This is a genomic window from Actinomadura barringtoniae (genome assembly GCF_017573505.1).
Classification (GTDB): Bacteria; Actinomycetota; Actinomycetes; order Streptosporangiales; family Streptosporangiaceae; genus Spirillospora; species Spirillospora barringtoniae.
The window spans coordinates 288,602-307,728 of sequence record NZ_JAGEOJ010000010.1 but is presented as its reverse complement, the minus strand read 5'-3'; the positions used below and the strand labels follow the sequence as shown (position 1 = coordinate 307,728).

The following is a 19,127-nucleotide window of genomic DNA, read 5'->3' as shown; positions in this document are numbered from 1 at the left end:
CTATGCCTTGACGTCAGTGTCAAGGTCAAGAGGTGATCAGTGCCTCGATCTGATCCACGACGGCCGTGAGCGGCTTGCGGGTGTCGATCTCGACGGTCGCGGCCTCACGGAGCTGCGGCTCGATGTAGGCGGTGTCGTCGATGATCCGCTCGCGTTCGCCGGGGGCCTTGCCGAACGGGTTGTCGTCGCGCGCGGCGATGCGTTCGAGCATGACGTCGATGGGGGCGCTGAGCAGCACGATCTCGTCGAAGCGATCGTAGAAGTCGACCTGGTTGATGACCGCACCGGAGATGAAGAGAGATTCGTCGGAGCCCTCGTACTCGGTGATCAGGAAGTCCATCCGGTCCTCATCCAGGAGGGGTTCCTCGTGATCGATGATCCAGTCGCCGTCGTCGGTGTCCACGACCCGATACCCGCGCCGGGCCAGTTCCTTCAGCGCGGTCGACTTGCCCACGCCGGACATGCCCGTCACATAGATCACAGCCACGCGGTCATCGTACGTGCTGGTCCAGGAGCCGGGAGACGTAGGCGACAGCGGTGGAGGTGTCGCCGGCCGGGCAGAGGGGTGCGCCCCATTCGTTCAGCAGCCAGGGCCGGCCCTCGTAGACCTCGGCGACGAGTGTGGTGCTGACGGGGATGCGCGGATGGGAGGCCCGGACGGCCTGGCGTCCATCGTCGGTGGTGAGACGGGCCGGGATGCCGGATTTCGCCAGTGCTTCGATGAGGGCCCTCATCGTGGTTCCCGCTCGGCGGCGAGGGTGGCTGCGGCGGTGACGAAGGGCTGGAGGAGCGCGATCAGCTCGACGGCGGCACCTCGAACGTCGTCGCAGGGAGCGAGGGGTCGTCTGGAGGAGTTCTCGAACCAGCCGTGAACGATGCCGACGCTCTCGCCGATCATCGGGAGCGTGTGGTGTGTTACGCGGAGCAGGGCGGTGTCCGGCCGGATGATGCACGTCCAGCCACGTTCGGACAGCTCGCGGGCCAGCGTTTCGAGGCTCATCAGGACTCCGTCCACACGAACTCGGCCCACATCGTCTGGCCGGAGTCGCCGGCCTCGTATCCCCAACGATCGGCGAGCGCGTCGGCCAGAAGGAGGCCGCGGCCGTGCTCGGCCAGGGCTTCGTTGCGAACGTCTTCGCGGTGCCAGTCGGCCGGGGTTCCCTGGTCCGTGACCGCGATGCGCGCCCAGCCCGGCTTGGACTGAACGTCGACCTGGATCGTGGCGCTGGCCGTGTGCTGGAGCGAATTGGTGGCGAACTCGCTGACGACCAGCTCCGCGTCATCGGCGTGCGGAGAGTCGGTGAGCATGGCGCGAACGAAGGCTCGCGCCGCGGGGATCATGGACGGGATGCTCGGATAGGTCTGCGTCCACTGCGGCGGACGGCTCATCGCCCCGGCTCACGCAGAACGTGCTGGATGCGGTCGGCGACGCCCGCGGCCTCGCCGACCGGGCCGATGATCTGGCCGCGCGCCCAGCGGAACGTCTCGCCGTCGCATTCGACGTCGGCGTTGATCCCGGGATCGTTCGGGTTGCTGACCCGCAGGTAGGCCTTGCGGACTTCGCTGGGCCAGCCTCGTTCCCCAAGCAGGGAGCCGAGCTGTTCGAGGAGCGCAGTGGCGTGCATGGCCACGTACGGTAAACGCACGCGAACGCTCCGAGTTGCCGAGCGGAAACCCCCCTAGTGCGGGACGCCCATGCGCGCCGCCATCCCACGCAACTCTCGGCCGCCCGCCTCGGCCCGAGCCTGACTGAGCAGTACGGCGATCGAGTCCCGTACGGGCTTGTGGTTGCGGATCCACTGCGGGGCGGCTTGCTCGGCACGATACAGCCAGTGGATCGCCTCGGCCTTGGTGGCCTTGTCGCGGGCCAGTCCTCTGCCGACGTCGGCGAGGAAGGCGGCGTGCCGTCCACGCTTCTCGGCGAGCTTGACCTGGTCGACGCGTGCGGCACGTTCCTTCACGGCACCGCCGTGCTCACCGCACTCGACGTTCACGGCGACATCCCATACCCCGACGTTGGTGGCCGAGAAGCTCATCCAGTTCTCGTCAGGTGTGTCCGGCACGTGCGCGGCGAGTCCGGCGGCCTGGTCGAGCCAGTCGCGGGCGCGGCCGGTGTCGTGCTCGACCGCGGCGGCCAGGGACGCCGAGAGGCTGAGCATGCCGAGCACCTGCCAACCACGCGCCTCGGTGACGTGTGGTTCAAGGATGCCGGCGGCACGCTGAGCGGCGTTCAGCGTACGGTCCCAGGATCCGGCGCGCGGCATCGTGTGGACGCGGAGGAAGTCGGCCTCGCCGGTACGTACAGGATCATCGAGGATGGCCGCCGCCTCTTGCGCACGCGTCGCCGCAAGGTGCGCCAGGTCGGGATATCCAAGGTCCTTGCACGTGAACGTGGCCGCCGTGCACGCCTCAATAAGCGTTTCCAGCGATATCCGGTGCGCGGCCTCATCAGACCGCCACCACACATGTAGATGCAGCTCGTCCAGAAGGGCGGGCAGCGCCCGGCCGACCTCCACGTAATCGCACGCCTGGTGGTACGGCTCGATGCGCGCCATCTCGGCGACCAGCTCTGGCAGCGGCCGGGCTCGTTCGACCGCGGGCTCGGCCAACGTGTTGGTCTGCAGCGCAAGCCGAATCGACGGGATGACCGTATGCGGGTCGGACTGCAGCCGGTCCTTGCCCAGGTGCGGGCCGCCGACCAGATCCGTTTCGGAGACCTGCAACGCCGCCGCGAGCGCAGAAATGTACGAGCGGCGGTCCAGGGCGAGCTTGCCGTTCTCCACCTTGGACAGGAAGCCCTTGGACAGGTTGGCCAGCCCCCCGAGCTCCTCAAGGCTCAGGCCGCGCCAGCGCCGCAGAATTCGCAGCCGGGCGCCGATGGTGACCTCATCGTGCATCGGGTCTGCACCTCCCTCGGGCGTCGTTCCCAGACTACGGCGCGGCAGGCAGATGGGGTCGTGGTGTGGGGAAGACCCCGGCGGAGGTCGGCCGGGGTCTTGGGGGGGTGGATGGCTAGTGCCAGTTGCTGATCTGGACGTCGTTGGGGGCGGGGGCGCCCTTTCCGGTCTCCAGGAGGGTCTTCATGCTCATGAGGTACGAGCCCCACTTGGTGCTGCAGTGGTACATGAAGTCGACGGGCTCCTTCCAGCCCTCGTGCTTGAAGAGAACGACGGTGTAGTCGTCGTCCTGGCTGACGTCGAACGTGATGGTGGTGTCGATCCATTCGGGCGGGCCGTCGACCACGCGCCAGGCGACGTGGGAGGACGGGGTCAGCTTGGTGACCTCCATGTCGAAGCCGCCCACGGGTGGGAAGCGGAATTGGACGACGCCGTTGGTGGTGTCGGATGTGCCCTTGGTGTCTTCGGTCCACCAGGCGGCGAGGCCGTCGATGGTGGTCAGGGCGTCGTAGACCTTTTCGGGGGTGGAGTTCTTGACGCCGATTCTGTGCAGGATGTCTGCCATTACTGCTCTCCTTGTTTGCGCTGGATTGCTTCGGCGATGCGCTTGATGCGCTGGAGCCGGGCGTCCCATGCGGTGCCGACCGAATTGAGTTGGGCTACAGCGCGGGCCAATTGGGCCTCGTCCACGTGGTAGCGCTTTTCCCTGCCGGAGGGTGTCGACTGGACCAGGCCTACTCGGTCCAGGACGTTCAGGTGTTTGGCCACTGCTTGGCGGGTGACCGGGAGTTGCTGGCTGAGCGTTGTCGCGGTGCCCTGGCCGTCGATGAGGAGCAGGTCGAGCATGCGGCGGCGGGTGGGGTCTCCGATCGCGGACCAGAGGTCGTCGTCGACGGTCATGACAGCGTCGCGATGTAGGGGACCAGGCGCGGGAGGTAGAAGTCCCAGCCGGTGCTGTGCTCCTTGTACTGCTGCTCCAGAACGGCGGCCTCCCAGCCCATCTCGCGGAAGCCGGTCTCGGTCATCTTGAGCAGCGTTCCGCCGCGGGAGGGGGTGAGGTCGAACGTGACCAGGAGGGAGTTGCCGGTGGCGGCGGTCTCGCCGACCGGGTGCGTCCAGCGGAACGTGAACGTCCGGGGCGGGATCGCCTCCACGACGGTGAACGCCATCACCGCGCCGCCCGCGTCGCGGTCGCCGAAGACGATCTCGCCGGACGAGCCGGGGACCGGGTCGTAGCTCGCGTCGTCGGGCCACCATTCCTTGAGGTGGTCGGGGCTGCTCACCACCTCGAAGACGACGTCGGGCGACGCCTCGATGTGGATCTCGCGCTCGATCGTTCCCAGTTCCACGTCCACTCCTTATGCAACGTTTGGTTGCGTGTTAGGAGAGTACTCGGGCGGCGATCGATGCGCAACCGTTGGTTGCATGTTGGGGGTGATCGGGTGCGGCGTAGGGTCGGCCTATGCCTGCTGTTGAGCCGTTCACCCTGCGTACGGACCCTGGAGCGCTGGAGGATCTGCGTGCGCGGCTGCGCGCCACGCGATGGCCGGACGCGCCGGACGGGCTGGAGGACGCCGGGTGGGCGCTGGGGACCGATCTTGATTACCTGCGTGAGCTCGTCGCCTATTGGGCGGACGAGTTCGACTGGGAGGCGCAGGAGGCCGCACTGGGCAAGCTGCCGCATTATCGGGCGCGGCTTGGTGATGGGCTCGGGATTCACTTCGTGCATGCGAAGGCGGCCTCCGCCTCGGCTTCGGGGGCCGGGTTGCCGCTGGTGCTCGGGCATGGGTGGCCCGACTCGTTCTGGCGCTACACGAAGGTGATCCCGCTGCTGACCGATCCCGGCGCGCACGGCGGTGATCCGGCGGACGCGTTCGACGTGATCGTGCCGGACATGCCGGGGTACGGGTACTCCGACAAGCCGGTGGGGCCGCCGCTGAACAGCATCGATGTGGCGGGACTGTGGGCCGAGCTGATGACCGCGCTCGGCTACCCGCGGTTCGGTGCGGCGGGCGGCGACATCGGCAGCCATGTGAGCCGCTACCTCGCGCTCGACCATGCCGAACGGGTCATCGCCGTTCATCGGATGGACGCGGGGCTGCCGATCTACACCGGCGATCCGGCGGACCTCACGCCGGAGGAACGCGCGTGGCTGGACAGCGGCGTGAAGTGGGGCGGGGCCGAGGGCGCGTACGCCGCCATGCACCGCACGAAGCCGCAGACCGCCGCGTTCGGGCTCACCGACTCCCCCGCCGGGCTCGCCGCGTGGATCGTCGAGAAGCTCAGGTCGTGGTCGGACTGCGACGGGGACATCGAACGGAGCTACACCAAGGACGAGATCCTCACCAACCTGACGATCTACTGGCTGACCGGCACGATCGGCTCGTCGATGCGGATGTACTCGGCGAACGGCGCGATTCCGGTGGCCCAGCACGCGCGGCGGGTCGAGGTGCCGTCCGGGTTCTCGCTCTTCCCGGGCGACCTGCTTCAGCCGCCGCGCGCCTGGCTGGACCGGATCGCCAACGTCGCGCGGGCGACCCATCCGCCGCGCGGCGGGCATTTCGCGCCGTTCGAGGAGCCCGAGTTGTACGTCGAGGAGCTTCGGGCGTTCTTCCGCCCCTTCCGTCACTTCCGGACCGCGGCGGTCTAGAGACGGCTCGTTGGTAGGGTCCTGCGCTGGAGGCGAGAAGGTGCCTGGTGGCCCTCCCGGTCTTCAAAACCGATGGTCCCGAGCACCTCGGGACGGCGGGTTCGATTCCCGTTCGCCTCCGCCATCTCGATCTTCGGCCGCCGGGCCTCCTCAGTCGTCGGACTCGGTCTCTTCTTCGAAGGTGACGGCCTCGATGGCTTCGGCCAGGGCGGCGGGAACGTCGTGGACCATGAGGTGGTGGCCGTCGTGGACCACCTCGCGGCCGGAGACGACGACGTGGCGGACGTCGGCGTTCGTGGCGGCGAAGACGGCGGTCTCGGCGGCGAACTCGGGCCCGGCGCCCGCCGTACGGACCGAGTCGAGCGCGATGGTGACCAGGTCGGCGTACGAGCCGGGCTCCAACCGGCCCGCCTCCGGCCAGCCCAGGCCGTAGTGGCCGTTGGACGTGGCGGCGGTGAGCAGCTGGCCCGCCTTCCAGTGCCCGCGCTCGCGGGTGTGGAGGCGTTCGTTCAGCTCGACCGCGCGGGCCTCCTCGAAGATGTCGATCACCGCGTGCTGGTCCGAGCCGAGGCAGATCGGTGATCCGGAGTCGCGGAGCTCGCGGGCCGGGCCGATGCCGTCGGCCAGGTCGCGTTCGGTGGTCGGGCACATGCACACGCCCGTCATCGTTCCGCCGAGCAGGCCGATGTCCTCGCCGGTCAGGTGGGTGGCGTGGACGGCGACGGTCAGCGCGCCGAGGGCGCCGGCCTCGGCGAGCAGGCGCGTCGGGGTCATGCCGTACTTCTCCTGGCAGGCCTCGTTCTCGGCGGGCTGCTCGGACAGGTGAACGTGCAGCGGCGCGCGGTGCTCCTTGGCCCAGGCGGCGACCGCGTTGATCTGCTCGCGCGGCACGGCCCGTACGGAATGGACCGCGGCACCGACCCGGGCGTTCGGGCGGCCCGCCTTGTCGGTGACCTCGTACAGGCTGTCGACGCGGCGCGCCCAGTTGCCCGCGGTGCCGTCGCCGAAGCGCAGCTGCGGGCCCTTCAGCGGCTGGTCGATGCCGCCGGCGAGGTAGCACGCGTCCAGCAGCGTGATCCGGATCCCGGCGGCGGAGGCCGCGGCGATCAGGGCCTCGCCCATCGCGTTGGGCTCGCCGTACGGGCTGCCGTCGGGCCGGTGGTGCAGGTAGTGGAACTCGCCGACGCACGTGATCCCGGCGAGGGCCATCTCGGCGTAAACGGCGGTCGCGAGAGCCTGATAGGTGTCGGGCTCCAGGCGTTCGGCGACCTTGTACATCTGCTCGCGCCAGGTCCAGAACGTTCCGCTGCCCGCCTGGACGCGTCCTCGCAACGCGCGGTGGAAGGCGTGGGAATGGGCGTTGGCCAGCCCTGGAAGGGTCAGGCCCTGCAGCCGCGGCGTGTCCGGCGGGAGCGGAACTCCGGGCGTGATGCTGGTGAAGCGTTCTCCATCGGCCTCGATGAGCACATCGGCGGCCACTCCGTCTCCGAGCCAGGCGAACTCGGCATGCCATCGCATACTGGTGCCTTTACCCACGAGCCAGGTCTTTGAGCACGGTCGCGAGGGCCTCAACTCCGTGCAGGCAGTCCTCCTCCTCCGCGAACTCGGCCGGGTCGTGCGAGATGCCGGTCGGGTTCCGTACGAAGAGCATGGCGGTCGGCACGCGGGAGGCGAGGATGCCCGCGTCGTGGCCCGCGCCGGTCGGGAGGACGGGCACGCCGCCGAGCGACTTGACCACGCGTTCGCGCAGGTCACGGTTGAAGTCGACGATCTCGGTGTAGGACTCCTCGGCCATCTCCACGGTCACCCCGTGCGCCTCGGCCGCCACCCGCGCCGCCTCCATGATCTCCGCGACCGTACGGCGCACGTCCCCCTCGAACGGGCCGCGGCTGTCCAGCCACGCCGTCACCGCCGACGGGATCGCGTTCACGCCGTTCGGCGTCACGGCGACCTTGCCGACCGTGGCGACCGTCCCGTTGCGTTCGGCCGCCTGCCGCGCCGCGATCACTGCGAACGCGAACGGCAGCATCGGGTCGCGCCGGTCGGTGATCAGCGTCGTTCCCGCATGGTTGCCCTCGCCCGCGAAGTCCAGCCGCCACCGGCCGTGCGGCACGATCGAACTGGCCACGCCGACCGGCTCGCGCAGCGCGCGGCCCTGCTCGACATGCAGCTCGACGTAGCAGCCGATCCGGCCGAGCAGGTCCGCGTCGGGACCGAGCGCGTCCGGGTCCAGCCCGTTCTCCGCCGCCACCTCGGCGAACGACCGCCCGTCGCCGTCGCTGAGGCCGCGCGCCCGCTCGGGGGTGATCGCGCCGGAGAGCAGCCGCGAGCCCAGGCACGCCACTCCGAACCGCGCGCCCTCCTCCTCAGCGAACGCGCTGACCCCGATGGGGCGCTGCGGCCGTACGCCCGCGGCGCGGAGGCGGTCGATGGCGGCGAACGCCGAGATCACGCCGAGCGGCCCGTCGTACGCCCCGCCGCCCGGGACCGAGTCCAGGTGGCTCCCCGTCAGGACCGCGTCGCCGCGTTCCCCGCTCTCCGGCAGCCACCACGCGAACAGGTTCCCGTTGGTGTCCTGCTCCAGGGTGAGGCCGCGGCGCCGCGCCTGGTCAAGGAACCAGGCCCGGCACTCCAGCTCGGACGGCGTGAACGTGAACCGGTGGTAGCCGCCGTCCGTCGCCCGCCCGATGGGGAGGAGTTCGGACCACATCTCCTCAAAGCTCACGACGGGTCAGGCCTCCTGCATGGGGATTCGGACGCCTCGGTCGGTGGCCACCTCGGTGGCTCGGTCGTAGCCGGCGTCTACGTGGCGCATGACGCCGGTGCCGGGGTCGTTGGTGAGGACGCGGCGGAGCTTCTCGCCTGCCAGGGGCGTTCCGTCGGCCACGCAGACCTGGCCCGCGTGGATGGAGCGGCCGATGCCCACACCGCCGCCGTGGTGGATGGAGACCCAGGTGGCGCCGGAGGCGGTGTTGAGCATGGCGTTCAGCAGGGGCCAGTCGGCGATGGCGTCCGAGCCGTCCAGCATGCCCTCGGTCTCGCGGTACGGGCTCGCGACCGAGCCGCAGTCGAGGTGGTCGCGGCCGAGGACGATCGGGGCGCTGATCTCGCCGCGGGCGACCAGGTCGTTGAAGAGCTCGCCGGCCTTGTCGCGCTCGCCGTAGCCGAGCCAGCAGATGCGGGACGGCAGGCCCTGGAAGTGGACCTTCTCGCGGGCCATCCTGATCCAGCGGGAAAGCGGCTCGTTGTCGGGGAACAGGTCGAGGATCGCCTGGTCGGTACGGGCGATGTCCTTGGGGTCCCCGGACAGGGCCGCCCAGCGGAACGGGCCCTTGCCCTCGCAGAAGAGCGGGCGGATGTACGCCGGGACGAAGCCGGGGAAGTCGAACGCGCGGGTGTAGCCCGCGAGCTGGGCCTCACCGCGGATCGAGTTGCCGTAGTCGAAGACCTCGGCGCCCGCGTCCTGGAAGCCGACCATGGCCTCGACGTGCGCGGCCATGGACTCGCGGGCCTTGGTGATGAAGCCCTCGCGGTCCTTGTCGCGTTCGGCGGTCATGTCCTCGAACGCGACGCCGCGCGGCAGGTACATGAGCGGGTCGTGCGCGCTGGTCTGGTCGGTGACGATGTCGATGGGCGCACCGCGGCGCAGCAGTTCGGGAACGATGTCGGCGGCGTTGCCGAGCAGGCCGATCGACAGCGGGCGGCGGGCGGCCTTGGCCTCCTCGGCCTGCCGCAGCGCGTCATCCAGCGAGGACGCCTTCACGTCGCAGTAGCGGTGCGCGACGCGGCGGTCGATGCGGGACTCGTCGCACTCGATGCAGATCGCGACGCCGCCGTTCATGGTGACGGCGAGCGGCTGGGCGCCGCCCATGCCGCCGAGGCCGGCGGTCAGGGTGATGGTGCCGGCGAGCGTGCCGCCGCTGTGCCATTTAGAAGCGTGCTTCTCGGCGACGGCGGCGAACGTCTCGTAGGTGCCCTGCAGGATGCCCTGCGTGCCGATGTAGATCCACGACCCGGCGGTCATCTGGCCGAACATCGTCAGGCCGAGCGACTCCAGGCGGCGGAACTCCTCCCAGGTCGCCCACTGCGGCACCAGGTTGGAGTTGGCGATGAGCACGCGCGGCGCCCATTCGTGCGTACGGAAGATGCCGACGGGCTTGCCCGACTGGACGAGCAGGGTCTCGTCGCCCTCGAGGTCGCTGAGCGAGCGGATGATGCCGTCGAACGCGTCCCAGTTGCGGGCCGCCTTGCCCGATCCGCCGTAGACGACCAGCTCGTCGGGGTGCTCGGCGACCTCGGGGTCGAGGTTGTTCTGGATCATGCGCAGGGCGGCCTCCTGCGGCCATCCCTTGGCGGCGGTCAGCGACGTGCCGCGCGGCGCGCGAACGGGGCGAGGACCGGACATTGACTGCTCCCAGATGGTTGGCGGAAAAAGAAGGAGTGCTCAGGGGCCGCGTCGCGGCGGCGGTGTTCTAGGTGAGCGGGCCGGTGACGGCCTCGGCGGCGGCGATGAGGCTGCCGTCGCGGACGAGTGCGGTGGCGGCGGCGATCTCAGGGGCCAGGTAGCGGTCGGGGCCGGGGCCGGGGACCTGCTCGCGCAGGGCCGCGACGACGGCGCCGGTGGCAGGGCCGGGGCGCAGCGGGCGGCGCAGGTCCAGGGCGCGCGCGGCGGTGAGGATCTCGATGGCGATGACCTGGGCGAGGCCGTCGACGCTGCGGCGGAGCTTGCGGGCGGCGTTCCAGCCCATCGAGACGTGGTCCTCCTGCATCGCCGAGCTCGGGATCGAGTCGGCGCTGGAGGGGACGGCCAGGCGCTTCAGGTCGGAGACGATCGCGGCCTGCGTGTACTGGGCGATCATGTGGCCGGAGTCGACGCCGGGGTCGTCGGCCAGGAACGGCGGCAGGCCGTACGAGCGGGCCTTGTCGAGCATCCGGTCGGTGCGGCGCTCGGACATCGAGCCGACGTCGGCGGCGGGGATCGCCAGGAAGTCCAGCACGTACGCGACGGGCGCGCCGTGGAAGTTGCCGTTGGACTCCACGCGCCCGTCGGGCAGCACGACCGGGTTGTCGACGGCCGAGGCGAGCTCCCGGGAGGCGACCAGTTCGGCGTGCGCGAGGGTGTCGCGGGCGGCGCCGTTCACCTGGGGCGCGCAGCGCAGCGAGTAGGCGTCCTGGACGCGGGTGCAGTCCGGGCCGCGGTGCGACTCCATGATCTCCGAGTCGGCGAGCAGCGCGCGCAGATTGGCGGCGGAGGCGGCCTGGCCGGGGTGCGGGCGCAGGTCCTGGAGGTCGGCGGCGAAGACGCGGTCGGTGCCGAGCAGCGCCTCGACGGTCATGGCGGTGGCCAGGTCGGCGGCCGTCAGCAGCCGGTGCAGGTCCCGCATCGCCAGCACGAGCATGCCGAGCATGCCGTCGGTGCCGTTCAGCAGGGCCAGGCCCTCCTTGGCGCCGAGCGTGACCGGGGTGATCCCGGCCTGCCCCATCGCCTCGGCGGCGGGCATGAGCTCGCCGCGGGCGTCGCGCACGAAGCCCTCGCCGATCAGGGCGAGGGCGACGTGGGCCAGCGGGGCCAGGTCGCCGGAACAGCCCAGGCTGCCGTGCTCGTGCACGATCGGCGTGATACCCGCGTTCAGGAGGGCGGCGAGGGTCTGCGCGGTGACCGGCTGCACGCCCGTACGGCCGGACGCGAGGGTCCGCAGGCGCAGCAGCATCATGGCCCGGACGACCTCGCGCTCGACCTCGTCGCCGGACCCGGCGGCGTGCGAGCGGACGATGTTGAGCTGGAGCTTGGCGCGCAGCTCGGGTGCGATGTGGCGGGTGGCGAGGGCGCCGAAGCCCGTGGACACCCCGTAGACGGGCGTCGGCCGGGCGGACAGCTCCTCGATGTGCGCGCGGGTGGCGGCCATGCCGTCCAGCGCCGCGTCGGTGAGCGTGATCGGTGCGCCGTCCCGGGCGACCGCCACGACCTCGTCGAAGGCCAGGCGTTCCGGTCCGACCTGGATGTTCTTGTCCCCCATGCCGAAACTCATACCCACCATTGGAACCCGGCGATCTCCGTCACCCCAGGGCCCGTTCGCCCTATGTGTCTCGGATACGAGACAATGGGGCCATGCCGGCAACGAGCAAAGGGGCGATGAGCAAAGGGGCGCAGGTTCCCGCCGCGCGCCGCACGCTCGCCGTGCTGCGGCTCATGGCCGCGTCCGCCGGACCGCTGCCCGCGTCGGCGATCGCCCGGGAGCTGGGGCTGCCGAGGTCCAGCACGTACCACCTGCTCACCGAGATGGCCGAGGAGGGCTTCGTCGTCTACCTGCCGGAGGAACGCCGCTGGGGGCTGGGCGTCGCCGCGTTCGAGATCGGCTCGGCCTACCTCCGGCACGGGCCGCTGGAACGCCTCGCCCGGCCCCTCCTCCGGCGCCTGGTGGACCGGGTGGGCGAGATCGCCCAGCTGGGCGTGCTGCACGGCGCCGAGACGCTCTACCTGCTGAAAGAGCAGCCGCGCCGCCACGCCACCCTGGTCACGGACATCGGCGTACGGATGCCCGCCCAGCTCACCGCCAGCGGACGGTCGATGCTGGCGGCCCTGCCCGCCGCGCAGGTACGGGCGATCTTCTCCGGCCCGTTCGTGGACCGTACGGGCCAGGGCCCGGCCTCACTCAGGGAGCTGCGCCGTGTCCTCGCCGAGGACACCCGGCGCGGCTGGTCGATCGAGGACGGCCACATCACCGAGGGCTTCGCCAGCATCGCGGCCTGCTCGTTCGACCACGCCGGCTACCCCACGGCCGCCGTCACCGTCACGTTCCGCCGCGACAAGCGCCCCGAGGACACCTGGCCGCACCTCGCCGACCGAGTCCGCGCCACCGCCGCCGACCTCACAACCCGCCTCGGCGGCCGCCCCACTAATACGCCGATCTTGCTCTGAGCGCCCTCGCAGGCTGCCGCGAAGGGCGCTGAGAGCAAGATCGGCGCGTTTGGAGGGCCTACGGCAACGCCGATCTTGCTCTCAGGGCCCCGGACGGGCGTGGGTGGGGGCGCTGAGAGCAAGATCGGCGTATTGGGTGGCCTGTGGAGGAACTAGGAGGCGAGGCCGGCGGTCTTGAGCCAGTCCTTGGCGATCTTCTCCTGGTCTTCCTTGTCGACCGAGAGCTTCTTCATCATGTCCAGCAGGTCCTGGGTGGTGAGCTTGGCCGAGACCCCGTTCAGGGCGGTCTGGGCGTCGGCGTTCACCGCGGCCTTGTTGATCAGCGGGGTGACGTTCTGGGCCGAGAAGACGTGCTGCGGGTCCTCCAGGACCACCAGCTTCTTCTCGGTGATCGTCGGGTCGGTGGTGAAGAGGTCGGCGGCCTGGATGTCGTTCTTGACCAGCAGCTTCACCAGGGCCGACTGGGCGCCGGCGTCGAACGGCTGGAACTTCTTGAACTCCACGCCGTACTTGCTCTTCAGCCCGACCAGGCCCTGCTGGCGGGTCTTGAACTCCGACGGCCCGCCGATGGTGAGCTGGCCGGCGACCGGCTTCAGGTCGGCGATGCTCTTCAGCTTGAACTTGGTGGCGGTCTCGAGGTTGACCGTGACCGAGTCCTTGTCCTCCGCCTTGGCCGAGTCCAGGATCGTCACCGAGGACGGCAGCTTGGACTTCAGGGCCGCATTGATCTCCTCGGTGGTGACCGCGGTGCTGGCCTTGTCGACCGAAGTGGTGAGCAGGGCGCCGTTGTACTCGGGCATGACGCTGAGGCCGCCCTTGACGACCTGGTCGTAGTAGACCTCGCGGGCGCCGATGTTGAACTTGCGGGTGACCTTGAGGCCCTTGGCCTCGAGCGCCTGGGCGTAGATCTCGCCGATGAGGCCGCTCTCGGGGAAGTTGGCCCCGCCCACGGTGATGTTGCCCTTGCCGCCACCGCCGCCGGACAGCGGGTTGCCGTTGTCGCCGCTCTTGCTGTCGCCGCAGGCGGTCAGGGCAAGCGAGGCCACCAGGCCGACGACCGCGCCGCTCAGGATGCGCTTCATGTTGATCTTCTTTCTTCTTCGGTACGGGGTCAGCGTGTGTGGAAGGTCAGCGTACGTGCAGGTCAGGAGGACTTGGCGGCGCCGAGCAGGCCGCGCGAGACGACCAGGCGCCGCAGCACCGTGAAGACGAGCTGGACGACGAACGCCAGCAGGACGACGAGGATGCTGCCCCCGACCACCAGCTGGTAGTCGTTGCGCGACAGGCCGTCCACGATGTAGCGGCCGAGGCCGCCCAGGCCGCCGTACGCGGCGATCGTGGCGGTGGCGACGACCTGGATGGCGGCCGTACGGAGGCCGAGGAGGATCAGCGGCAGCGCCATCGGCACCTCCACCTTCCACAGCACGCCCCAGCCGGTCATGCCCATGCCCTGCGCGGCGTCCTTCGCGTCGGGATCGACACTGCGCACACCCTCGTTGGTGTTGACCAGGATCGGCGGGACGGCGAGCGCCGTCAGCGCCACGATCACCGGCAAGGGGTTGACGCCGACGACGGTGATCACCAGGAGCAACAGGCCGATCGTCGGAATGGCCCGGCCGAGGTTGGCCAGGCTGGCCGCCAGGAACCCGCCGCGGCCGGTGTGCCCCACAAGCAGACCGAGCGCCAGTCCGATGACCGTGGCCAGCAGCATCGCCGAGCCCGCGTAGTAAAGGTGCTGGACGAGCCGGTGCGGGATGCCTTCCTCGCCGTGCCACTGCGAGGAGGCGGTCAACCATTCCGTGGCGAGGTTGATCTGGTTCCAGAGACCGTTCACGAGGCCCTCCCCCGTCGCGCCCGTGCCCACGGGGTGAGCAGCCACTGCAGAAGCACCAGGATCGCGTCGGTGACGAGCGCCAGGATGACGATCAGAACCGTTCCGGCGAGGATCTGGGTCGGGAAGTCCAGCTGGTAGCCGCGCAGGATGTCGTAGCCGAGGCCGCCCTGACCGATCAGCTGGCCGATCGCGACCAGGCTGATGGAGGAGACCGCGGCGACCCGGACGCCGGCGATGACCACCGGGACCGCGATCGGCAACTCCACCTGGATCAGCCGGCGCAGCGTGCCGAAGCCCATCGCGGTGGCGGCCTGCCGGACCGGCTCGGCCACCGAGCCGAGACCGTCGACGACGTTCGGCAGCAGCACCGCCAGACTGTAGAGCGTTAGCGGAATCATGACCGTGGACGGCGCCAGCCCGGTGTACTGGATGAAGATCATGAACAGCGCCAGCGACGGAATCGCGTAGAGGATGTTCGCGATCGTCAGCGACGGCGGGTAGAGCCAGCCCCAGCGGCGGCACAGCACGCCGAGCGGCAGCGAGATCAGCAACCCGAACAGCACCGGCAGCAGCGCCAGCCTCAGGTGGAGCTCCGCGCGGTCGGTGAGCTGGGAGGTGTGCTCACCGATCCAGCCCCAGTCGATGTCCATCAGGCGTCCTTGCCCCCGGAGTCGGCCGGCGCGGGTTCGTCCGGCGCGGGTTCGGCCGGCGCGGGTTCGTCCGGCGCGGGTTCGTCCGGCGCGGGTTCGTCCGGCGCGGGTTCGGCCGGCGCGGGTTCGTCCGGCGCGGGTTCGTCCGGCGCGGGTTCGTCCGGCGCGGGTTCGTCCGCGGGCTCGGGTCGGGCGTCCGAGTCGAGCGCGTCGGCCTCGGCGTCGGCGGCCTTGGCGGCGGCGCTCTTGTGGCCGTGGTGGTCATGGCCGTGCGTCTGAACGGAGAGCAGATCGGTGCCCTCGGCGACACCGACGACCGCGCCGGACTCGTCGACGCCTACCGCCAGACCCGCCCGGGACAGGACGGCGGTGTCGAGGGCGTCGCGCACCGAGGCCGTGCCCACCTCGAACGTGGGTCCGACCGCGGTCAGCTCGGCGTCGCTCAGCGGGCCGCTCACGTCGCCGGGACGCACCCAGCCGAGCGGGTGCCGGGCCTCGTCGACCACCAGGACCCAGTCCAGGCCGGTCGTGTCGCCGAGCTCGCCGCCGACCGGGCGGATCAGGTCGTCGCGCAGCGTGAGCTCGGAGGTGGGGGCGAACGAGAGGCTGCGGATGCCGCGGTTCTGGCCGATGAAGTCGGCGACGAACTCGCTCGACGGGTGGGCCAGCAGGTTCTCGGGGCTGTCGAACTGGACCAGCTTGCCGCCGGTCTGGAAGACCGCGATGTTGTCGCCGAGCTTGATGGCCTCGTCGATGTCGTGGGTGACGAACACGATCGTCTTGTGCAGCTCGGCCTGCAGCCGCAGGAACTCGGCCTGCAGCTCGGCCCGCACGACCGGGTCGACGGCGCTGAACGGCTCGTCCATCAGCATGATCGGCGGGTCGGCGGCCAGCGCGCGGGCGACGCCGACGCGCTGCTGCTGGCCGCCCGACAGCTGGAACGGGTAGCGCTTGGCCATCCCGGCGTCCAGGCCGACCCGCTCCATCAGCTCGTGGGCCCTGGCGCGGGCCTCCTTCTTGCTCTGCCGCAGCAGGTACGGGACCGTCGCGATGTTGTCCTCGATGGTCCGGTGCGGGAAGAGGCCGGCGTGCTGGATGACGTAGCCGATCCCCCGGCGCAGCTGGGCGGGCTGCCTGTCGCGCACGTCCTCGCCGTCGATCAGGACCCGGCCGCCGGTCGGCTCCACCATCCGGTTGATCGTCCGCAGGGCCGTGGTCTTGCCGCCGCCGGACGTGCCGACGAAGACCGTGATCTGGCCCGTCGGGGCCTCCAGGCTCACGTCGTCGAGGGCGACGGTGCCGTCTGGGTAGCGCTTGGTCACGCCCTCAAAGGTGATCAAACGATTCACGTCCTTATAGGGGCGTTGGGCCAACGCCTTGGTTCCGGTCGGTGCGAGCTGCAAGGGTGATCGGATTCGGCTGGTACCCCACAGTAGCCAATGGGCCCGACAGGCCCAATGACACGGCCTTGACCGGGGTACACATCCTGAGCATATCGACCTGAATAATGTAGAAAGTAGCGTGTGTCCGTGGAGAACAGCCGAATCGTTATCGACGGCACCGCCCTCACGTGCGCCCAGGTAGGACGCATCGCCCGCGAAGATGTGATCGTCGCCATAGACCCCGAGGGGCTGGACCGGGCCCGCCTGGCCTGGAAGATCGCCGGGGAGGTGGCCGAGGAGCAACCGGTCTACGGCCGTACGACGGGGGTCGGCGCCAACCGCGTGGTCGACGTGGAGTGGGAGGACGCCGACGCGCACGGCCTGCGCCTGCTGCGCAGCCATGCCGCCGGGGCCGGACCGCTGCTCGCCCCGGACATCGTCCGCGCCATGATCACCGTACGGCTGAACCAGCTCGCGGCGGGCGGCTCGGGGGTCGAGCCGGGAGCGCTCCAAGCCCTGTCCGACGTGCTCAACCTGGGCCTGCTCCCGCCCGTTCCGGTGTACGGGGCGATCGGGACCGGCGACCTGACCGCGCTGGCCTCCACCGCGCTGTGCCTGCTGGGGGAACGTTCCTGGCTGCCCACCCCCGAGGGCGAGCAGCAGCGCGGCCCGGGGTTCACGCTGCGTTCCTCCGACGCGCTGGCCTTCATCAGCTCCAACGCCGCCACGCTGGGCGAGGCGGCCCTGGCCGCGACCGACCTGCGCACTCTGCTGGACGCCTCGACGGTCGTCGCCGCGCTGTCGCTGTTCGCCGTGCACGGCTCGGAGGAGCCCTACTCCCCCGTCGTTCACGAGGCCATGCCGCACCCGGGACAGCAGGAGGTCGCCGCCACGATGCGGACCCTGCTGGCGTTCGACCACCAGGCGCCCGCCCGGATCCAGGACCCGTACGGCTACCGGGCCTTCCCGCAGGTGCACGGGCCCGCGCTGGAGGCCGCCGGCTACGCCGAGGACGTGATCACCCGGGAGATCAACGCCGCCGCCGAGAACCCGCTGATCGACACGGTCAACCACACGGTCTGGCACAACGGCAACTTCCACACCGCCTACGTGGGGCTGGCCCTGGACTCCGCCCGCGCCGCGCTCTTCCAGACGATGGCGCTGTCGGCGGCCCGGCTCGGCACCCTCGCCGAGCCCTCGTTCACGGGCCTGTCGCCCTTCCAGGCGGCCACCGACGCCTCGTCCGGGATCATGATCCTGGAGTACGTGGCGCACTCGGCGCTCGCCGACGTGCGGCGTTTCGCCACCCCCGCCGCGCTGGGCGGCGCCGTGCTCTCCCGAGGCGTGGAAGACCATGCCGGATTCTCCACCCAATCGGCCCGAGCCACCAGTGACGCGGTCGCCGCGTACCGGATCGGGCTCGGCTGCGAGCTGGTCGCGGCCGTCCGCGCGCTGCGCATGCAGGGCCGTACGCCCTCGGGAGGCCCGCTCAAGGCCGCCTTCGACGTGGCCGCCGCCTTCCTGGACCCGCGCATGGAGGACCGCCCGCTGGACGCCGACATCGCCGTAGCCGCCGACCGCCTCCCCACCCTCTCCCGCCTGCTCAACCAGATACCCACTGGATTTCAAGAAGCCCGGCCCACGGCCTCGCCTGGCGGCTCGGCCTAACCGTGCTTCGGCGAGCGCTGTATCGCTTCGCGATCTGGCCTCGTTCCTCGGCCAGACCTCCGGACGCGCTCGCACAGGCGCCGCCCGCGGCGGAACGCGGGTCAGCCGGTGGAGGCCCTCTTACACAAGGACGGCTCGCGGACGAGGCGGCGGGCGCGGGGCTTGCCGCCGTCGATCACGCTCACGATCAGGCGGACGGCGTCGCGGACGATGCCGTCGATGTCCCAGTCGACCGTGGTGAGGGGCGGGGTGAGCAGGGCCGACATCGGGTGGTTGTCGTAGCCGCAGACGGCCACGTCGCCGGGCACGTCCAGGCCCAGCTCGCGGGTCGCGGCGTAGACGCCGTAGGCGATGGAGTCGGCGAAGCAGAAGATCGCGCTGGGCCGGTCGCCGGAGCTCAGCACGGTCAGCGCGACCTCTGTGGACTCGACCAGGCCCTGGGGCGAGAAGACCACGTCGACGTCCAGGCCCAGGCGCTCGGCCTCGGCGTTCACGTGCACGTCGGCGGGCCGGTCGGGGGTGCTGGCCGTGGTGGGCGTCAGCACGGTGATCCGCCGGTGGCCGAGGGAGTGCAGGTGCTCCAGGGCCAGCGTGACGCCGCGGCGGTTGTCGAACACCACCTCGCCCTGGGAGTGGCCGCCGGCCAGCGCGTCGCCGATCGACACCACCGGGACGGTCTCGGCGAGGTCGGCCCACAGCTCGGCGGACGGGTCCAGGGGCTGCACGATCAGGCCGTCCACCCGCTGGTCGCGCAGCTGGCGGGCCAGCGACAGCTCCCGCGCGGGGTCGCTGCCGGCGTCGACGAGCAGGGCGTAGCGGTCCTTGGCCAGCAGGGCGCGGCCGATGCCGACCGCCAGCGACTGCTGCCAGTAGTCCTCCAGCGAGCCGCACAGCATCCCGACCATGCCCGTGCGGCCGCTGGCCAGGGCGCGGGCGATCGGGTGCGCCTCGTAGCCGAGTTGCTCGGCCGCGGCGCGGACACGTTCCTGTGTCTCTTCGGAGGTCTGGATGCCCCGCAAGGCGTAGGACACGGCCGCAGGCGACAACCCCGTCGCCTGCGCAACTTCACGGATGGTCGCGCGCTTGCGCCTGTCTGGCACGAGTCAACCCTAGGCGCTGCCACCGAC

20 protein-coding genes, 1 tRNA gene and 1 pseudogene are annotated in these 19,127 nt (G+C 70.6%); 4 read left to right on the top strand and 18 right to left on the bottom strand.

What is annotated here, in order from left to right:
- Positions 1-25: 25 nt before the first annotated feature.
- From J4573_RS25555 to J4573_RS25515, 9 genes are all read right to left on the bottom strand, one after another.
- Positions 26-487, bottom strand: coding sequence for an ATP-binding protein (locus J4573_RS25555; protein WP_307796879.1), 462 nt, complete (start codon positions 485-487; stop codon positions 26-28).
- A gap of 4 nt (positions 488-491) precedes the next feature.
- Positions 492-734, bottom strand: coding sequence for a hypothetical protein (locus J4573_RS25550; protein WP_208258355.1), 243 nt, complete (start codon positions 732-734; stop codon positions 492-494).
- Complete coding sequence (locus J4573_RS25545; protein ID WP_208258354.1) at positions 731-1,000, bottom strand: hypothetical protein; 270 nt, start codon at positions 998-1,000, stop codon at positions 731-733. Before J4573_RS25545 ends, J4573_RS25550 begins: the two co-directional genes overlap by 4 nt.
- Positions 1,000-1,389, bottom strand: coding sequence for an ATP-binding protein (locus J4573_RS25540; protein ID WP_208258353.1), 390 nt, complete (start codon positions 1,387-1,389; stop codon positions 1,000-1,002). Before J4573_RS25540 ends, J4573_RS25545 begins: the two co-directional genes overlap by 1 nt.
- The gene (locus tag J4573_RS25535; RefSeq protein ID WP_208258352.1) at positions 1,386-1,625 is read right to left on the bottom strand and encodes a hypothetical protein; all 240 of its coding nucleotides are present in this window, start codon (positions 1,623-1,625) and stop codon (positions 1,386-1,388) included. The genes J4573_RS25540 and J4573_RS25535 overlap by 4 nt, the downstream gene beginning before the upstream one ends.
- Before the next feature lie 54 nt (positions 1,626-1,679).
- The gene (locus J4573_RS25530; protein ID WP_208258351.1) at positions 1,680-2,897 is read right to left on the bottom strand and encodes a helix-turn-helix domain-containing protein; all 1,218 of its coding nucleotides are present in this window, start codon (positions 2,895-2,897) and stop codon (positions 1,680-1,682) included.
- Between the two features lie 115 nt (positions 2,898-3,012).
- Entirely contained in the window at positions 3,013-3,462 is a 450-nt protein-coding gene (locus J4573_RS25525) for an SRPBCC family protein (RefSeq protein ID WP_208258350.1), read from the bottom strand.
- Complete coding sequence (locus tag J4573_RS25520) at positions 3,462-3,797, bottom strand: ArsR/SmtB family transcription factor (protein ID WP_208258349.1); 336 nt, start codon at positions 3,795-3,797, stop codon at positions 3,462-3,464. The genes J4573_RS25525 and J4573_RS25520 overlap by 1 nt, the downstream gene beginning before the upstream one ends.
- Entirely contained in the window at positions 3,794-4,246 is a 453-nt protein-coding gene (locus J4573_RS25515) for an SRPBCC family protein (protein ID WP_208258348.1), read from the bottom strand. Before J4573_RS25515 ends, J4573_RS25520 begins: the two co-directional genes overlap by 4 nt.
- 113 nt (positions 4,247-4,359) lie before the next feature.
- Between J4573_RS25515 and J4573_RS25510 the strand changes: the two genes are divergently transcribed.
- Entirely contained in the window at positions 4,360-5,547 is a 1,188-nt protein-coding gene (locus tag J4573_RS25510) for an epoxide hydrolase family protein (RefSeq protein WP_208258347.1), read from the top strand.
- A 28-nt stretch (positions 5,548-5,575) separates the two neighbouring features.
- Positions 5,576-5,671: transfer RNA gene (locus tag J4573_RS25505), tRNA-Sec, on the top strand.
- A gap of 26 nt (positions 5,672-5,697) precedes the next feature.
- Here J4573_RS25505 and J4573_RS25500 read toward each other — a convergent pair.
- From J4573_RS25500 to hutH, 4 genes are all read right to left on the bottom strand, one after another.
- Complete coding sequence (locus J4573_RS25500) at positions 5,698-7,065, bottom strand: formimidoylglutamate deiminase (RefSeq protein WP_208258346.1); 1,368 nt, start codon at positions 7,063-7,065, stop codon at positions 5,698-5,700.
- A gap of 10 nt (positions 7,066-7,075) precedes the next feature.
- Complete coding sequence (locus J4573_RS25495) at positions 7,076-8,272, bottom strand: allantoate amidohydrolase (protein ID WP_307796878.1); 1,197 nt, start codon at positions 8,270-8,272, stop codon at positions 7,076-7,078.
- A 6-nt stretch (positions 8,273-8,278) separates the two neighbouring features.
- On the bottom strand, positions 8,279-9,952 hold the full coding sequence (gene hutU / locus J4573_RS25490; RefSeq protein ID WP_208258345.1) for a urocanate hydratase: 1,674 nt from the start codon (positions 9,950-9,952) through the stop codon (positions 8,279-8,281).
- Between the two features lie 67 nt (positions 9,953-10,019).
- Positions 10,020-11,564 (bottom strand): histidine ammonia-lyase, encoded by a 1,545-nt coding sequence (gene hutH / locus J4573_RS25485; RefSeq protein WP_208258488.1) that lies wholly within the window; start codon positions 11,562-11,564, stop codon positions 10,020-10,022.
- 116 nt (positions 11,565-11,680) lie between these two features.
- On the opposite strand from hutH, the gene J4573_RS25480 reads away from it, so the two are divergent.
- Positions 11,681-12,466 carry an IclR family transcriptional regulator gene (locus J4573_RS25480; protein WP_208258344.1) on the top strand — a complete coding sequence of 262 codons (786 nt, stop codon included), beginning with the start codon at positions 11,681-11,683 and terminating at the stop codon, positions 12,464-12,466.
- 152 nt (positions 12,467-12,618) lie between these two features.
- Here J4573_RS25480 and J4573_RS25475 read toward each other — a convergent pair whose 3' ends face one another.
- The 4 genes and pseudogenes from J4573_RS25475 to J4573_RS25460 all read right to left on the bottom strand — a co-directional run.
- Positions 12,619-13,548 carry an ABC transporter substrate-binding protein gene (locus J4573_RS25475; RefSeq protein WP_208258343.1) on the bottom strand — a complete coding sequence of 310 codons (930 nt, stop codon included), beginning with the start codon at positions 13,546-13,548 and terminating at the stop codon, positions 12,619-12,621.
- A gap of 62 nt (positions 13,549-13,610) precedes the next feature.
- Complete coding sequence (locus J4573_RS25470) at positions 13,611-14,300, bottom strand: ABC transporter permease (protein ID WP_307796875.1); 690 nt, start codon at positions 14,298-14,300, stop codon at positions 13,611-13,613.
- Positions 14,297-14,950 (bottom strand): ABC transporter permease, encoded by a 654-nt coding sequence (locus J4573_RS25465; RefSeq protein ID WP_208258342.1) that lies wholly within the window; start codon positions 14,948-14,950, stop codon positions 14,297-14,299. The genes J4573_RS25470 and J4573_RS25465 overlap by 4 nt, the downstream gene beginning before the upstream one ends.
- Positions 14,951-15,237: 287 nt before the next feature.
- Positions 15,238-16,290 (bottom strand): annotated as a pseudogene (locus J4573_RS25460) (ABC transporter ATP-binding protein); the annotation flags it as partial.
- Positions 16,291-16,479: 189 nt separating this feature from the next.
- Here J4573_RS25460 and J4573_RS25455 point away from each other — a divergent pair.
- A complete protein-coding gene (locus tag J4573_RS25455) occupies positions 16,480-18,000 on the top strand; it encodes an aromatic amino acid ammonia-lyase (protein ID WP_208258341.1) in 1,521 nt (506 codons plus the stop codon).
- Positions 18,001-18,101: 101 nt separating this feature from the next.
- Here the strand turns inward: J4573_RS25455 and J4573_RS25450 are convergent, their stop codons facing one another.
- Complete coding sequence (locus J4573_RS25450; RefSeq protein WP_208258340.1) at positions 18,102-19,100, bottom strand: LacI family DNA-binding transcriptional regulator; 999 nt, start codon at positions 19,098-19,100, stop codon at positions 18,102-18,104.
- Positions 19,101-19,127 lie beyond the last annotated feature (27 nt).